Source organism: Streptomyces sp. NPDC051104, assembly GCF_040682835.1.
Classification (GTDB): domain Bacteria; phylum Actinomycetota; class Actinomycetes; order Streptomycetales; family Streptomycetaceae; genus Streptomyces; species Streptomyces cynarae.
Map to the genome: position 1 here is coordinate 1 of NZ_JBFBBS010000018.1, position 14744 is coordinate 14744.

At 69.7% G+C, this 14744-nt stretch carries 20 protein-coding genes; 4 read left to right on the forward strand and 16 right to left on the reverse strand.

Features of this window, described 5'->3' with window-relative positions:
* The 4 genes from AB0N14_RS23495 to AB0N14_RS23510 form a co-directional block, all read right to left on the reverse strand.
* Positions 1-217 (reverse strand): helix-turn-helix domain-containing protein (locus tag AB0N14_RS23495; RefSeq protein ID WP_366027668.1); only part of this gene is annotated, 217 nt, incomplete at its 3' end.
* A gap of 95 nt (positions 218-312) precedes the next feature.
* Positions 313-1017, reverse strand: coding sequence for an antibiotic biosynthesis monooxygenase (locus AB0N14_RS23500; protein WP_366027669.1), 705 nt, complete (start codon positions 1015-1017; stop codon positions 313-315).
* 129 nt (positions 1018-1146) lie between these two features.
* Complete coding sequence (locus AB0N14_RS23505) at positions 1147-1809, reverse strand: hypothetical protein (RefSeq protein WP_366027670.1); 663 nt, start codon at positions 1807-1809, stop codon at positions 1147-1149.
* A complete protein-coding gene (locus AB0N14_RS23510) occupies positions 1806-1958 on the reverse strand; it encodes a hypothetical protein (protein ID WP_263229291.1) in 153 nt (50 codons plus the stop codon). The genes AB0N14_RS23505 and AB0N14_RS23510 overlap by 4 nt, the downstream gene beginning before the upstream one ends.
* A 331-nt stretch (positions 1959-2289) precedes the next feature.
* Here AB0N14_RS23510 and dapA point away from each other — a divergent pair, with 331 nt between their 5' ends.
* Positions 2290-3192 (forward strand): 4-hydroxy-tetrahydrodipicolinate synthase, encoded by a 903-nt coding sequence (gene dapA / locus AB0N14_RS23515; RefSeq protein ID WP_366027671.1) that lies wholly within the window; start codon positions 2290-2292, stop codon positions 3190-3192.
* 102 nt (positions 3193-3294) lie between these two features.
* Here the strand turns inward: dapA and AB0N14_RS23520 are convergent, their stop codons facing one another.
* The 4 genes from AB0N14_RS23520 to AB0N14_RS23535 all read right to left on the reverse strand — a co-directional run bounded on the left by AB0N14_RS23520 (position 3295) and on the right by AB0N14_RS23535 (position 5836).
* Positions 3295-3669, reverse strand: coding sequence for a VOC family protein (locus AB0N14_RS23520; protein ID WP_366027672.1), 375 nt, complete (start codon positions 3667-3669; stop codon positions 3295-3297).
* Positions 3670-3897: 228 nt separating this feature from the next.
* On the reverse strand, positions 3898-4887 hold the full coding sequence (gene dapD, locus AB0N14_RS23525) for a 2,3,4,5-tetrahydropyridine-2,6-dicarboxylate N-succinyltransferase (RefSeq protein ID WP_366027673.1): 990 nt from the start codon (positions 4885-4887) through the stop codon (positions 3898-3900).
* A gap of 53 nt (positions 4888-4940) precedes the next feature.
* Complete coding sequence (locus AB0N14_RS23530) at positions 4941-5516, reverse strand: TetR family transcriptional regulator (RefSeq protein WP_366027674.1); 576 nt, start codon at positions 5514-5516, stop codon at positions 4941-4943.
* Complete coding sequence (locus tag AB0N14_RS23535; protein ID WP_366027675.1) at positions 5516-5836, reverse strand: multidrug efflux SMR transporter; 321 nt, start codon at positions 5834-5836, stop codon at positions 5516-5518. Before AB0N14_RS23535 ends, AB0N14_RS23530 begins: the two co-directional genes overlap by 1 nt.
* Positions 5837-6117: 281 nt before the next feature.
* Between AB0N14_RS23535 and AB0N14_RS23540 the strand changes: the two genes are divergently transcribed.
* Together AB0N14_RS23540 and AB0N14_RS23545 are read left to right on the forward strand one after the other, a co-directional pair.
* Entirely contained in the window at positions 6118-6417 is a 300-nt protein-coding gene (locus tag AB0N14_RS23540) for a hypothetical protein (protein ID WP_366027676.1), read from the forward strand.
* Positions 6387-6971 carry an AbfB domain-containing protein gene (locus AB0N14_RS23545; RefSeq protein ID WP_366027677.1) on the forward strand — a complete coding sequence of 195 codons (585 nt, stop codon included), beginning with the start codon at positions 6387-6389 and terminating at the stop codon, positions 6969-6971. Before AB0N14_RS23540 ends, AB0N14_RS23545 begins: the two co-directional genes overlap by 31 nt.
* A 94-nt stretch (positions 6972-7065) precedes the next feature.
* Here the strand turns inward: AB0N14_RS23545 and AB0N14_RS23550 are convergent, their stop codons facing one another.
* The 8 genes from AB0N14_RS23550 to AB0N14_RS23585 all read right to left on the reverse strand — a co-directional run bounded on the left by AB0N14_RS23550 (position 7066) and on the right by AB0N14_RS23585 (position 13786).
* Complete coding sequence (locus AB0N14_RS23550) at positions 7066-7401, reverse strand: metal-sulfur cluster assembly factor (protein ID WP_103844434.1); 336 nt, start codon at positions 7399-7401, stop codon at positions 7066-7068.
* Positions 7398-7865: a Fe-S cluster assembly sulfur transfer protein SufU gene (sufU, locus tag AB0N14_RS23555; RefSeq protein WP_103844433.1), complete on the reverse strand. Its 468-nt coding sequence runs from the start codon at positions 7863-7865 to the stop codon at positions 7398-7400. The genes AB0N14_RS23550 and sufU overlap by 4 nt, the downstream gene beginning before the upstream one ends.
* A gap of 101 nt (positions 7866-7966) precedes the next feature.
* Positions 7967-9223, reverse strand: a complete 1257-nt coding sequence (locus AB0N14_RS23560; RefSeq protein WP_366027678.1) for a cysteine desulfurase — start codon at positions 9221-9223, stop codon at positions 7967-7969.
* On the reverse strand, positions 9220-9984 hold the full coding sequence (gene sufC, locus AB0N14_RS23565) for a Fe-S cluster assembly ATPase SufC (RefSeq protein ID WP_366027679.1): 765 nt from the start codon (positions 9982-9984) through the stop codon (positions 9220-9222). The genes AB0N14_RS23560 and sufC overlap by 4 nt, the downstream gene beginning before the upstream one ends.
* 7 nt (positions 9985-9991) lie before the next feature.
* On the reverse strand, positions 9992-10312 hold the full coding sequence (locus AB0N14_RS23570; protein ID WP_103844430.1) for a non-heme iron oxygenase ferredoxin subunit: 321 nt from the start codon (positions 10310-10312) through the stop codon (positions 9992-9994).
* Positions 10309-11529, reverse strand: a complete 1221-nt coding sequence (gene sufD / locus AB0N14_RS23575) for a Fe-S cluster assembly protein SufD (RefSeq protein WP_366027680.1) — start codon at positions 11527-11529, stop codon at positions 10309-10311. Before sufD ends, AB0N14_RS23570 begins: the two co-directional genes overlap by 4 nt.
* A gap of 62 nt (positions 11530-11591) precedes the next feature.
* Complete coding sequence (gene sufB / locus AB0N14_RS23580) at positions 11592-13013, reverse strand: Fe-S cluster assembly protein SufB (RefSeq protein WP_366027681.1); 1422 nt, start codon at positions 13011-13013, stop codon at positions 11592-11594.
* Positions 13010-13786, reverse strand: a complete 777-nt coding sequence (locus AB0N14_RS23585; protein WP_366027682.1) for an ArsR family transcriptional regulator — start codon at positions 13784-13786, stop codon at positions 13010-13012. Before AB0N14_RS23585 ends, sufB begins: the two co-directional genes overlap by 4 nt.
* A 161-nt stretch (positions 13787-13947) precedes the next feature.
* Here AB0N14_RS23585 and AB0N14_RS23590 point away from each other — a divergent pair, with 161 nt between their 5' ends.
* On the forward strand, positions 13948-14739 hold the full coding sequence (locus AB0N14_RS23590) for an AAC(3) family N-acetyltransferase (RefSeq protein WP_366027683.1): 792 nt from the start codon (positions 13948-13950) through the stop codon (positions 14737-14739).
* The last annotated feature ends 5 nt before the right edge of the window (positions 14740-14744 follow it).

Here is a 14744-nt window from a genome sequence, read left to right on the forward strand (position 1 = left end):
CGTTGCCCTTGCGGCGCTCGTCGGCCAGCTCGACCAGGCCGTGCCGCTCCAGGGCCTTGAGGTGGTAGTTCACCTTCTGCCGGGGCAGCCCGACCTTTCCGGCCAGCATGGTGGCCGACGCGGGCCCCGCCGCCAGCTCGGCCAGCAGCCGGGCGCGGACGGGGTCCAGCGAGACGGCCGCGGCCTCTGGGTCCTCGATCACGGTGACGTCCAACATGGCTCCACCCTCGCACCGAAAATTTTTTTTGTCCAGACGGGGAGAGTTTTCGGCGAGAGGGGCGGACCGGGGCTGGGCGCAGGTTGCCCCAGGCGTCACTCCGGCAGGAGTCCGAGCGCGTAGTCGTAGCGGCTGACGGACCCGCTCTTGAGCCCCGGCCACGTCTGCACGCGCCCCCACTGCGCCGTGCGGGAACCGATGCCGTCGCCGGACGCGGCGAGCGCCTCCAGGTGGGCCTGGGCGCTCTCCCACTCGGCGTAGTTCAGGACCCGCGTGCCGTCCGTACTGAGGTGGAAATGGGCGCAGATGCCGCCGGGATGCGGGTTCGGCTCGCTCTCCAGCGCCTCGACGACGGCGTCGACCCACGCGCGCTGCCGCTCGGGGTCGGGCCCGTCGAACTCGATGTCGACGATCACGATGCACCCGGGCGCCCGCCCCGCCCGGTCGGCCGGACCGTGACTGCGGTAGTACCGGTACCGGCCCAGCCACAGCCGTTCGATGCCCGGCACGGCGGTGTCGACCTCGTCGACGCGCTCCTGCCGCTGCGTCTTGAGGTACGCCTCGTAGGCCTGCTCGTCCGCCCAGCGCGAGTGGTGCAGCAGGGTGGAGCTGTCGTGCCCGGTGTACAGGTAGTAGCCGAGCAGCCCGTCGGCGGGCCACGGTCGACGCCCCCAAGTCTCGGCGATGGCCTCTACCGTCTGCCGCTGCCGCAGCGGTGTCCCCACCCTCCAGGTACTGAAGAAGGGCGCCTGCACCCTGGAATCCGTGAAGTCGGGGTGCGCTGTGGTACGACGGGTCATGAAAGGCATGAAAGGCCTCCGTGGTCGATGCTGCCGCAATGCACCGACCACGTTCCGACCTCCACCAGGCTTGAGGTCAAGCCCGGCCTCTCAGGCGCGGGTCACGGGCCCGGGCCCGAGAGGTCCGGGTCACCGCTTGGGTCCGCCGTTCTCCAGGCGCGCCAGCCGGCTCTGGAACCAGTCGAGCCGGGCCTGGAGCAGGGCCGCCTCGGCGACCAGTTCGGACACGCCGAGATCGGCCGGCGGGGCCTCGGCGCCCGATGCGGCCCGTACCCGCAGCCCCTCCCCCGCGAGCCGGGCGAACGCAGCGAGCGACAGGGACGTACGGCCGCGTACGCACCCCGCGCACGACGCCTGGAGGACGCGCCAGCCCGGCCGCCCCCAGCCGGCGTCGGCCAGTGCCGCGGCCGGTGCTCCGCACGCGCAGGCGCCGACCGTCATCGTCCGCACCCGCTGGCGCGCGTACCGGAAGCCGCGTTCGAAGCGGATGTACGTGCCGAGGACCGCGACCTCGAGCAGCACGGCCGCCCGGTGCTCCCCGGTGCACACCAGCGCCTCCGCCTCCGCGCGGTCATGGACGCAGTGGAAGCCGCAGTCGCAGCGTCGGTGCGGCGCGCGGTGCCGCAGGCCGTAGACGCACCGGGCCTCGTCGAGGACCGCGTAGGGCAGCGCGCCGCCCAGCGACACACCGGTGAACCCGGCCCGGGTGCCGTCCTGGGACAGCACCGGGTGGGCGATCTTGTATCCGGTCGGCGGCTCCGTCGGTCGTTCCTCGGGGAGCCGCAGTCTCATCGCGCGACCGGGACCTCTTCAGGGGCGGGTGCCTCCTCGACGGGCTCCGCGATGTCGGCGACGTCGGCGACCCGGAGGTCGGCCTGTTCCTCGTGCACCTGCGGGCGCTCCTCGGCGACCCCGGTGGCGAGTGCCTTGCCCAGCTTCATGACGCCTCCCGGCTGTTGGTTACCGTCCCGGCCATGGTGACCCACGCGGCCCGATTTGGCACCAGTGCCTGGTCGCCGACGTCCCCGCACCGCGCACTCCGCGCGCCCCTCACCGCACCTGTCGCGCGCCCCTCATCGCGCCTGTCGCGCGCCCCTCATCGCGCCTGTCGCGCTCGGTTCGCCGCGCTCCGAGCGCCTCCGCAACCGCTCCCCGACCTGGGACCACGAGGGCTCGATCCACTGGACGTCCCTCATCACGCAAGCGTCCCTAATCAATACCCTGTAGAAGAATTAAGTGGAGCTTCACAGTCTCGCTGCCGAGAATCCTCCCATGACGACCACACCCCTCAGCGCCCGTCCCTTCGGCCGCGCGCTGTGCGCCATGATCACACCGTTCACCGAGGCCGGCGCGCTCGACCTCGACGGCGCGCAGCGACTCGCCGACCTGCTCGTGAGCGAGGGCTGCGACGGCCTGGTGCTGTCGGGCACCACGGGAGAGTCCCCGACCACCATCGACGCCGAGAAGGCCGCGCTGGTGCGCGCGGTACGGGAGGCGGTCGGCGAGCGGGCGTCCATCGTCGCGGGCGTCGGCACCTCGGACACCCGGCACACCGTGGAGCTGGCACTGGCGGCCGAAAAGGCGGGCGCGGACGGGCTGTTGGTGGTCACCCCGTACTACAGCCGCCCCCCGCAGGACGCGGTCGAGGCCCACTTCCGTGAGATCGCCGACGCCTCGGGACTGCCGCTCATGCTCTACGACATCCCGGGCCGCACCGGCACCCGCATCGAACCGGAGACGATGATCCGGCTCGCGGAGCATCCGCGGATCGTGGCGGTCAAGGACTGTGCGCACGACTTCCTCGGCACCCAGAAGGTACTGGCGCGGACCGAGCTGGCGTACTACGCGGGCTGCGACGAGCACAACCTCGCCCTGTACGCGGTCGGCGGCGCCGGATACGTCAGCACGGTCGCCAACGCCGTCCCGCGCCGACTCCGGTCGGTTCTGGACGCGTTCGACGCGGGGGACACGGCTCGTGCGGCCCGGCTGCAGCAACAGGCCACCCCGCTCATCGACCTGATGATGTCCGCCGGCCTGCCCGGCACGGTCACCGCCAAGGGCCTGCTGGGGGCACTCGGCCTGCCCGCGGGCCCGGTCCGCGCGCCGCTGCGGCCCGCCGGCCGCGAGACGGTCGACGGGCTGCTGGCGGCGTACGAGCAGCTGGTGACGGAGTGATCACCGCAGCGCGTTCCGCAGCAGGTCAGCGACAACGGCGAATCACCGCAGATCCCAGCGCACGAGTCCCAGGTCAGGGCAGGTCAGCCGCCGCCCCGCGGTTCAGCTACTGGTGATGCAGAAGGGATGTCCAGCCGGATCGGTGAGAACCCGCGCCCTGGCAGCCTCATGAGGCTGGTGATCCGGCTTGCCCGCCCCCAGCTCCAGCAGGCGGGCTTCGGCTTCGTCCAAGTCGTCCTCGACCTTGAAGCAGATGTGAAGCTGCTGGGGAACGGTTTGTTCAGGCCAGCGCGGAGCCCGGTAGTCGTCGACCCGTTGAAAACCGATGAAGAGTCCGTCTTCCCCGTTGAGACCGGCGAAGTGGGCGTCCGACTTCGGGTGGGGTTCGAGACCGGTGGCCTGCTGATAGAAGGCCGCCAAAGCCAGCGGATCAGGGCAGTCGAGGGTTATCGCAACCAACTTCATCTGCGGGGGCACGGCATCTCCCAACCGATCGGTGGACTTCCGCGATGAACAACCCAGAGGCGACCGCAGGTCAGAGCCTCGCTCCGCCCACTGTCATCCGGGACAGGACACGAGCGCCCTCCCGGGCCGTTCTCGGGCCGTGGAAAGGCGCTCGACGATGACCGACACCGACAACTGCCGACACCTAGGCAGCAGGTCAGGACGTTGATTGAGGCGGCCGCAGGTCACGGCCGCCGTTGGTCAGTTGTGGCTGTGCAGGATCTCGTTCAGACCGCCCCAGACCGCGTTGTTCGGGCGGGCCTCGACCTTGCCGGTGACGGAGTTGCGGCGGAAGAGGATGTTGGAGGCGCCGTTGAGCTCGCGGGCCTTGACGATCTGGCCGTCGGGCAGGGTGACCCGGGTGCCGGCGGTGACGTAGAGGCCGGCCTCGACGACGCACTCGTCGCCGAGGGCGATGCCGACGCCCGCCTCCGCGCCGATCAGGCAGCGCTCGCCGATGGAGATGATCACGTTGCCGCCGCCGGACAGCGTGCCCATGGTGGAGGCGCCGCCGCCGATGTCCGAACCGTCGCCCACCACGACGCCCGCGGAGATGCGGCCCTCGACCATGGAGGTGCCGAGCGTGCCGGCGTTGAAGTTCACGAAGCCCTCGTGCATGACGGTCGTGCCCTCGGCGAGGTGCGCGCCGAGGCGGACCCGGTCGGCGTCGGCGATGCGGACGCCCTTGGGGGCGACGTAGTCCGTCATGCGCGGGAACTTGTCGATGGAGGTCACCTGGAGGTGCAGGCCCTCGGCGCGGGCGTTCAGGCGCACCTTCTCGACGTCGTCGACGGCAACCGGGCCGAGCGAGGTCCAGGCGACGTTGGCGAGGAGGCCGAAGATGCCCTCCAGGTTCTGGCCGTGCGGCTTGACCAGGCGGTGGGAGAGCAGGTGGAGGCGCAGATAGACGTCGTGCGTGTCGATCGGCTTCTCGTCGAGCGAGGCGATGACCGTGCGCACCGCGACCACCTCGACGCCCCGGCGGGCGTCCGGGCCGATCGCCTTGGCGGCGCCTTCACCGAGCAGCTCCACGGCCTTCTCGGCGGACAGCCGCTCGGTGCCGGACGGGCCGGGCTCGTCGGCCAGCTCGGGCGCGGGGAACCAGGTGTCGAGAACGGTGCCGTCGGCGGCGACGGTGGCGAGGCCGGCGGCCACGGCACCGGTGGTACGGGGAGCAGTCGTGTCGGTCATAGGGGAAACCTAACGTGGCCGGGCGCGCAGGAGCGAACCGGTGCCAGGCCGTCTCAGGTGCCGGTCGGCCTCGTCGCCGGAGTCGGGCACGGATCAGGGATGACCCGGGCCAGGGCCTCCCGCGCGTACTCCTCGTCGTACGGCGCCCCCGTCAGCAGTACCTGCAGACAGATCCCGTCCAGCAGGGCGAGCAGTGCCCGCGCCGTGGCCGGATCCGTACGCCGCGCCAGCGACTCGGCGGTCTGCTCCATCCACTCGGCTGCGACAGGCCGTAGCGCCGGGCGGCGCAGGGCCGCGAGATACAGCTCGTACTCCAGCTCGACGCCCGCGCGGTCGCCGTCCAGCCACTGACGCAGCAGCCGGGCGAGGTCCGCCGCGAGGTCGCCCTCGGTGTTCTCCAGCAGGCCGCTCTCGGTGAGCGTCCTGGCGAACCCCTCGTTCGCCTGCCGCAGCGCGGCGACCAACAGTTCGTCGAGGGTCCTGAAGTGGTACGTCGTGGAGCCGAGCGGTACGTCGGCCTCGGCGGCGACCGAGCGGTGGCTCAGTCCGGCGATGCCCTTCTCCCCCACCACCCGGATCGCCGCGTCGATGATCCGCCGACGCCGTTCGGGGTCGTAGCGGCGGGGCATCAGTGCGCACCTCCCAGGTTCAGGACCACCACCCCGCCGACGATGAGCGCGATGCCGGCGATCTTCGCAAGGCCCAGCCCCTCCCCGAAGAGCACCAGCCCGATCATGGCGACGGTCGCGGTGCCGGCCCCGGACCAGATCGCGTAGGCGGTGCCGATCGACACGGACTTCAGGGTCTGCGCGAGCAGCAGGAAGGACACGACATAGCCGAGGAAGGTCACCAGTGAGGGCCCGAGCCTGCTGAACCCCTCGCTGTACTTCATGGCGGTCGTGGCGGCGACTTCGGCGGCGATGGCCCCGGCGAGGAACGCGTATCCCATGTGGACGAGTGTACGCATCGATGTGTACGCCCGTACACATCCTGCGCGTACGCGATGGGGGCGCATGGGCACCGCCGAGAAACCGCTCTCTCAAACGGGTGCTGCGAACTCGTCATGTCCACTACTGTTTCACCGGTCGATCACCCGGCCTTCACGGCCGCCGCCGTTCCGCGTGCCCGTGGCCCGGGTCGGCCCCTGTCTTCCCCGCTTCTCCCGTTGTGCCACGACCCGCTTTCTGACGATTCCGCGTCCGCCGTACGGCGACGCCGAGGGAACCGCGCGTGCCAGAGACCAACCCCCCACCCGCTCCGGACCGACCCGCCCCCTCCCCGGTGTGGGAGACCGGCAATGTCCCGGGCGAGGCCCGGACACCGGGATCCCGCAGACTCTGGGCGGCAGGGCTGCTCGCCGTGGCCGTCTTCTCCACCAGCGCGATAGCGATCTCCGTGCTGGGCAAGGCAAATGACTCCGCGTCACCGAAGCGCGCGCAGGACGCGGCCGTCGCGCTGGGCGACCCGGGCGTGCCCGACTTCTCGCTGCCCCCTCCCCCGTGGCGGCGCTCAGCGGTAAGAGCGGCCTGACGTCCGGCAAGACGTCCCCGGCCACCCAGGCCGACCCGCCCTCTCCCGAGGCCGCCGAGCACACGGCCGGGGCAGAGCCGGCCGCTCAGGCCTCGAAGCCGTCCGCCACCAAGCCCCCGGAGTCCACGCCGTCCGCCACCTGGAGCTCGGTCCGCTCGGTCAACCACCCCGACCGGTACTGGCACATCAGCGGTGACTTCGTGAAGCTCGACCCGATCGGCTCCGCCTCGGCCCGCCGCGAGGCCACCTTCAGGGTCGTCGAAGGCCTGGCGGACGCGTCCTGTTACTCCTTCGCCACGGCTGACGGCACCTACCTGCGCCACCGGAACTTCCTGCTGCGCGACGAGCCCGACGACGGCTCCTCCTTGTTGCGGCAGGACGCCACCTTCTGCCCCCGCCCGTCGTCGTACTCCGGAGCGGTCATGCTGGAGTCGGTCAACTACCCCGGCCGCTTCCTGCGCCACCAGAACTTCCAGCTCAAGCTGGACCCGTACCAGGCCGGCGTCCTGTACCGGGCGGACTCGGCGTTCCGTCTGGTGGACGGGCTCGCCTGAACCCGTCCGGGCATGCGAAAGGGCGAGGCCTCATCGGACCTCGCCGTTTCTCCCGGCTCGTGGCTCTTGCCTCGTGGCTCGTGCCTCGTGGATCTCAGACGTTGAACCCGAGCGCCCGCAGCTGCTCGCGGCCGTCGTCCGTGATCTTGTCGGGGCCCCAGGGCGGCATCCAGACCCAGTTGATGCGCAGCTCGTTGACGAGGCCGTCCGTGGCGGACTTGGCCTGGTCCTCGATGACGTCCGTCAGCGGGCAGGCCGCCGAGGTCAGGGTCATGTCGACGGTGGCGATGTTCGCCGCCTCGTCGATGTGGATGCCGTAGATGAGGCCGAGGTTGACGACGTCGATGCCCAGCTCGGGGTCGACGACGTCCATCAGGGCCTCGCGGAGCTCCTCCTCCGAGACCGGCTTCATCTCCACTGTGTCGCTCATGCCGTCTTCCTTTCGGCCTCGGCTCCGCCCAGCGCCTGGGCCGTCGCGTCCTTCCACGCCATCCAGCTCAGGAGGGCGCACTTCACCCGCGCCGGGTACTTGGACACCCCGGCGAACGCGACCGCGTCCTCCAGGACGTCCTCCATCGCGTCGTCGGGCTCGATCCTGCCCTTGGACTGCATCAGCTCCAGGAAGGTCTCCTGGATCTTCTGCGCCTCGGCCAGCTCCTTGCCGACGAGGAGCTCGTTCAGTACGGAGGCCGAGGCCTGGCTGATGGAGCAGCCCTGGCCCTCGTACGAGACGTCCTTGATCGTCGTGCCGTCGTACTTCACGCGAAGGGTGATCTCGTCGCCGCACGTCGGGTTCACGTGGTGCACCTCGGCGTCGCCATCCCGCAAGCCCCGCCCGTGCGGGTTCTTGTAGTGGTCCAGGATGACTTCCTGGTACATGGAGTCCAGTTTCACAACGCCTACCTTCGCGTCCCATCTTCCGTGGCGTGATCTGTCGGCCGGGGGTCCGGGGGTTGTCCCCCGGGATGACACAGCACGGTTTCAGCTCACGCCCTTCAGCCGAAGAAGTTCCGTACGTGCTCCAGGCCCTCGACCAGAGCGTCGATCTCGGTCGGCGTGGAGTACAGATAGAACGACGCTCGCGTGGTCGCAGGAATTCCGTACCTGAGGCACACCGGGCGGGCGCAGTGGTGCCCGACGCGGACCGCGATGCCCTGCTCGTCGAGGACCTGGCCCACGTCGTGCGGGTGGACGTCGCCGAGCGTGAAGGAGATCGCCGCGCCCCGGTCCTCGGCCGTGGTCGGGCCGATGATCCTCAGGTCGGGAACCTCGCCCAGCCGCTTCACCGCGTACTCGGTGAGGGCGTGCTCGTGGGCGAGGATCTTGTCCATGCCGATCGAGTTCAGGTAGTCGATGGCCGCGCCCAGACCGACCGCCTGCGCGATCGGCGGGGTCCCCGCCTCGAACTTGTGCGGGGCGGGAGCGTACGTCGACGAGTGCATCGACACCGTCTCGATCATCTCGCCGCCGCCCAGGAACGGAGGCAGGTCCTCCAGCAGCTCCTGACGTCCCCACAGCACGCCGATGCCGGTCGGACCACACATCTTGTGGCCGGTGAAGGCCACGAAGTCGGCCTGCAGGGCCTGCACGTCCAGCGGCATGTGCGGCGCGGCCTGGGAGGCGTCGACGCAGACCAGGGCGCCGACCTCCTGGGCGCGGCGCACTATCGCCTCGACCGGGTTCACGGTACCCAGGATGTTCGACACCAGCACGAAGGAGACGATCTTCGTCTTCTCCGTGATGATCTCGTCGATGTTGGACAGGTCGAGGCGGCCGTCCTCGGTGAGGCCGAACCACTTCAGCTTCGCGCCCGTGCGCTGCGCCAGCAGCTGCCACGGCACGATGTTGGAGTGGTGCTCCATCTCCGTGATGACGATCTCGGTCTCGGAGTCCACCCGGTAGGGCTCGTCGGCCCAGCCGAGCATGTTCGCCACGAGGTTCAGCGACTCGGAGGCGTTCTTGGTGAAGATCACCTCGTCGCGGCTCGGCGCGTTGATGAACTCGGCGACCTTGTCACGCGCGCCCTCGTACAGCGCCGTGGCCTCCTCGGCGAGCACATGCACACCGCGGTGGACATTGGCGTTGTAGCGCTCGTAGTACTCGCTGAGGACGTCCAGCACCTGGCGCGGCTTCTGCGACGTCGCCGCGTTGTCCAGGTACACGAGCTTCTTGCCGTCGTGGACCAGTCGGTCCAGGACGGGGAAGTCCTTACGGATCGCCTCGGTGTCGAGGAGGCCCGGCAGCTGTGTCACGCGGATACGCCACCCTTCGTGTATGCCTCGTAGCCCTCGTCCTCCAGCTTGTCGGCGAGCTCGGCGCCGCCGGACTCGACGATCCGGCCGCGGGAGAAGACATGGACGAAGTCGGGCTTGATGTAGCGCAGGATGCGCGTGTAGTGCGTGATCAGCAGGGTGCCGACCTCGCCGGTCTCGCGGACGCGGTTGACGCCCTCGGAGACGATGCGAAGCGCGTCGACGTCCAGACCCGAGTCGGTCTCGTCGAGGATCGCGATCTTCGGCTTGAGCAGCTCGAGCTGGAGGATCTCGTGGCGCTTCTTCTCACCGCCGGAGAAGCCCTCGTTCACGTTGCGCTCGGCGAAGGACGGGTCGATGTTGAGGCGCTCCATGGCCTCCTTGACCTCCTTCACCCAGGTGCGCAGCTTCGGGGCCTCGCCGCGGATCGCGGTGGCCGAGGTGCGCAGGAAGTTGGAGACCGAGACGCCGGGGACCTCGACCGGGTACTGCATGGCCAGGAACACGCCGGCGCGGGCGCGCTCGTCGACGGACATCTGAAGGACGTCCTCGCCGTCGAGCAGCACGGTGCCGCTGGTGATCGTGTACTTCGGGTGACCCGCGAGGGAGTAGGCGAGGGTCGACTTGCCCGAGCCGTTGGGGCCCATGATGGCGTGCGTCTCGCCCTGCTTCACGGTGAGGTCGACGCCCTTGAGGATCTCCTTCGTGGCGTTGTCGGCCTCGACGGTGACGTGCAGGTCTCGGATTTCAAGCGTTGCCATGGGTGCCTCAGGACTCCTGGGTGAGGGAGACGAGCACGTCGTCCCCTTCGATCTTTACTGGGTATACGGGGACGGGGCGCGTCGCGGGAAGGGCGTCCGGCTTGCCGGAGCGGAGGTCGAAGCGTGAGCCGTGCAGCCAGCACTCGATGTGGCAGTCGTCGACCTCGCCCTCGGACAGGGAGACGTTCGCGTGCGAGCAGATGTCGTTGATCGCGAACACCTCGCCCTCGGTGCGCACGACGGAGATGGGCGTGCCGTCGAGTTCCACCCGCTTCGGGGTGTCCTCCTCCAGCTCGCTCAGACCGCAGACACGTACGAAGGCGCTCATGCGACGGACGCCTCCAGCTCCTCTTCGATCTTGGTGATCAGCCGCTCCTCGATGTCCGCGACGCCGATCTGCTGGACCAGCTCGGCGAAGAAGCCGCGGACCACCAGGCGGCGCGCCTCGTGCTCCGGGATACCGCGGGCCATCAGGTAGAACAGCTGCTCGTCGTCGAAGCGGCCGGTGGCGCTGGCGTGGCCGGCGCCGACGATCTCGCCGGTCTCGATCTCCAGGTTGGGGACCGAGTCGACGCGGGCGCCGTCCGTCAAGACGAGGTTGCGGTTCATCTCGTACGTGTCCGTGCCCTCGGCCTTGGCCTCGATGAGCACGTCACCGATCCACACGGCGTGCGCCTCGTCGCCCTGGAGCGCGCCCTTGTAGACGACGTTCGACTTGCAGTGCGGGGTGTTGTGGTCGACGAAGAGCCGGTGCTCCTGGTGCTGGCCCCGGTCGGTGAAGTACAGGCCGATCAGCTCGGCCTCGCCGCCGGTGCCGGCGTAGGTCACCCGCGGGTGCAGACGGACCACGTCGCCGCCGAAGGTCACGACCACGGACTTGAAGCTCGCGTCCCGGCCGACCAGCGCGTTGTGCTGGGCCACGTGCACGGCCTTGTCGTCCCAGTCCTGGACCGAGACGACGGTCAGCTTGGCGCCGTCACCCACGATGTAGTCGACGTTGGCGGCGAGCACCGCGTCACCGGTGTGGTCGATGACGACGACGGCCTCGGCGAAGGCGCCCAGCTCGATGACCTGGTGGCCGAAGGCGGTCCCGCCCTCGCCGTGCACCGCGATACGGATCGGCTCGGTGAGGACGGTGTCCCTGGCGACGGTCACGACCGAGGCCTTCTCGAAGGCGGAGTACGCCTGGGCGGCGACGCGGTCCACCGGGGTACCCGCCTTGCCGAGCCGCGCGTCGTCGCGGCCGACGGTCTCGACGGTGACGCCCTCGGGGGCCTGGACGTCGACCTTCACGCCGTCGCCGTTCGCGACGGCGGTGCCGTCGTGCAGCCCGCGCAGCCGCTCCAGCGGGGTGAACCGCCACTCCTCCTCGCGGCCGTGCGGCACCGGGAAGTCCGCCACGTCGAAGGACGGCGGCGCGCTCATGCGTGTGGCGACGGTCGACTCGGCGGCGACCGCGATCGAGCCGGCGGTGGTGGAACCCGCCGGTGGGGGTCCCCCCGCTCGAGCGGAGCCGAGAGTGGGGGAGTTCTGGGCCTCAGCCATGGCTGTCGTTGTGCTCTCTTCCTGCGTCAGAAATCTGCGTGCTGCTTGTCCGGCGGCGGTCGTCAGCCGACCGCACCCTCCATCTGCAGCTCGATCAGCCGGTTGAGCTCCAGCGCGTACTCCATGGGCAGCTCCTTGGCGATCGGCTCGACGAAGCCGCGCACGATCATCGCCATCGCCTCGTCCTCGGACAGGCCGCGGCTCATCAGGTAGAAGAGCTGGTCCTCGGAGACCTTGGAGACGGTGGCCTCGTGACCCATGGAGACGTCGTCCTCACGGACGTCCACGTACGGGTACGTGTCCGACCGGGAGATGGTGTCGACGAGCAGCGCGTCGCACAGCACGTTCGACTTCGATCCGGCGGCGCCCTCGCCGATCTCGATCAGACCACGGTAGGACGTACGGCCGCCACCGCGCGCGACGGACTTCGACACGATGTTGGACGACGTGTTCGGCGCCATGTGCACCATCTTGGCGCCCGCGTCCTGGTGCTGGCCCTCGCCCGCGAAGGCGATGGACAGGGTCTCGCCCTTGGCGTGCTCGCCCATCAGGTAGACGGCGGGGTACTTCATCGTCACCTTGGAGCCGATGTTGCCGTCGACCCACTCCATGGTCGCGCCCTCGTAGGCGACGGCGCGCTTGGTGACCAGGTTGTAGACGTTGTTCGACCAGTTCTGGATGGTCGTGTAGCGGCAGCGGGCGTTCTTCTTGACGATGATCTCGACGACCGCGCTGTGCAGGGAGTCGCTCTTGTAGATCGGGGCCGTACAACCCTCGACGTAGTGCACGTAGGCACCCTCGTCGACGACGATCAGGGTCCGCTCGAACTGGCCCATGTTCTCCGTGTTGATCCGGAAGTAGGCCTGGAGCGGGATCTCCACGTGCACGCCCTTCGGCACGTAGATGAAGGAGCCACCGGACCACACGGCGGTGTTCAGCGCGGCGAACTTGTTGTCACCGGCCGGGATGACCGTGCCGAAGTACTCCTTGAAGAGCTCCGGGTGCTCCTTCAGCGCGGTGTCGGTGTCCAGGAAGATGACGCCCTGCTCCTCCAGGTCCTCGCGGATCTGGTGGTAGACGACCTCGGACTCGTACTGGGCGGCGACACCGGCGACCAGGCGCTGCTTCTCGGCCTCCGGGATGCCCAGCTTGTCGTAGGTGTTCTTGATGTCCTCGGGCAGGTCCTCCCAGGACTCCGCCTGCTTCTCCGTGGAGCGCACGAAGTACTTGATGTTGTCGAAGTCGATGCCCGACAGGTCCGAGCCCCAGTTCGGCATCGGCTTCTTCTCGAAGAGCTTCAGGCCCTTCAGGCGCAGCTTGGTCATCCACTCCAGCTCGGACTTCTTCGCCGAGATGTCGCGGACGACCTCCTCGCTCAGGCCGCGCCTGGCGGAGGCACCGGCCACGTCGGAGTCGGCCCAGCCGTATTCGTACTTGCCCAGGCCCTCGAGCTCAGGGTGGGCAGTCTCCGTGGGGAGAGTCATGCGGGGTTCCTCCCGGCCGTGCTTGCAGATGCGTTGTGGGTGGTCTCGGAAATCTTCGAAGCCTTGCGGGGCGTCTGGTGCGCCGCCTTGGGGATGAACGTCGTGCAGACGCCGTCGCCGTGCGCGATCGTGGCCAGTCGCTGGACGTGCGTGCCGAGCAGTTGGGAGAAGACCTCCGTCTCGGCCTCGCACAGCTGCGGAAACCGCTCCGCGACATGGGCGACCGGGCAGTGGTGCTGACACAGTTGCTCGCCGACCGGTGCGCTGCGCGCCGTAGCAGCGTACCCGTCCGCACTCAGGGCCTTGGCCAGCGCTTCGGTGCGCCGTTCGGGAGCGGCGGCCTCGATCGCCTCGCGGTACGCGCCGGCCTGGGCGGCGATCCGGGCGCGGGCGAACGCGGCGACGGCCGCCTCACCGCCCTCGTGCTCGGCGATCCAGCGCAGGGCGTCCGCGGCGAGCTTGTCGTACGACTGGTCGAAGGCGTCGCGGCCGCAGTCCGTGAGCGCGAAGACCTTGGCGGGCCGCCCGCGCGTGCGCGTGCCGTACACACGCTGCTCGCGCGCCTCCACGACGTCGTCGGCGACGAGCGCGTCCAGATGACGGCGTACGGCCGCCTGGGTGAGTCCCAGCCGTCCGGCCAGCTCGGCGACGGTCGACGGGCCGTGGTCCAGGATGGACCGCGCGACCCGGTTGCGCGTCGAGCGCTCCCCGGTCGCGAACTCCTCCTGAGGGGCCCCCATCGGGGTCCCCCGAGCCTCGCCGACGTTTTTCACAACGCCATTGTTGCGTAATTCCGCGGAAGCTGACAAGCGCCGTCCGGACGGGCGGCCGGTGCGGTACGTCACTTAGGCATACCTAAGCCGACCTGCGGAAACGCTGCGCGATCGATCAAACCGGTGGCGGTCACCGGCGGTCTGGACAAGACTCCGAGGCCATGCCCATACCCCTTCCGACCGGCCCTCTTGTCACCAGGGACGGTCTTCGCGCACAGCTGCGCGCGCTCGGCATCAGGCCCGGCGAGATTCTTCTTGTGCACTCCTCGCTCAGCTCGCTCGGCTGGGTCAGCGGAGGCGCTGTCGCGGTGGTCCAGGCACTGCTCGACGCCCTCGGCCCGGACGGCACGCTGGTGGTGCCGACGCAGTCCGGCGATCTTTCGGACCCGGCGCTGTGGGGAAATCCGCCGGTGCCCGAGGAGTGGTGGGAGACCATCCGGGCCACCATGCCCGCCTACGACCCGCGGACCACGCCCACGCGCGGGGTCGGCGTGATCCCGGAGACCGTACGCACCTGGCCGGGCGCCCTGCGCAGCGCGCACCCCCAGACGTCCTTCGCCGCGGCCGGCCCGCACGCCGCGGAGATCGTCGTGGGTCACTCGCCCGACTGCCGCCTGGGCGAGCGTAGCCCGCTGGCCCGGCTGGAGGCCCTGGGCGCCCGGGTGCTGCTGCTAGGGGCCGGATACGAATCCTGCACCTGCTTCCATCTGGCCGAGTACCGCATACCCTCGCCGCTCGTCCAGGTGGGGCGGCCCGGACCGAACGGATGGGAAGTGGTGACCGAGGTGTCGATCACTTCCGAGCGCTTCGACGAGCTGGGGCACGACTTCGAGCGGGACCGGCCCGTCACGCGGGGAAGGGTGGGCGCGGCCGACGCGCGGCTGTTCCCCGTCGCGGACGCGGTGGCCTATGCGGAGCGGTGGCTGGCACTGCACAGGCCGCGTGACGAGTAGTTTCC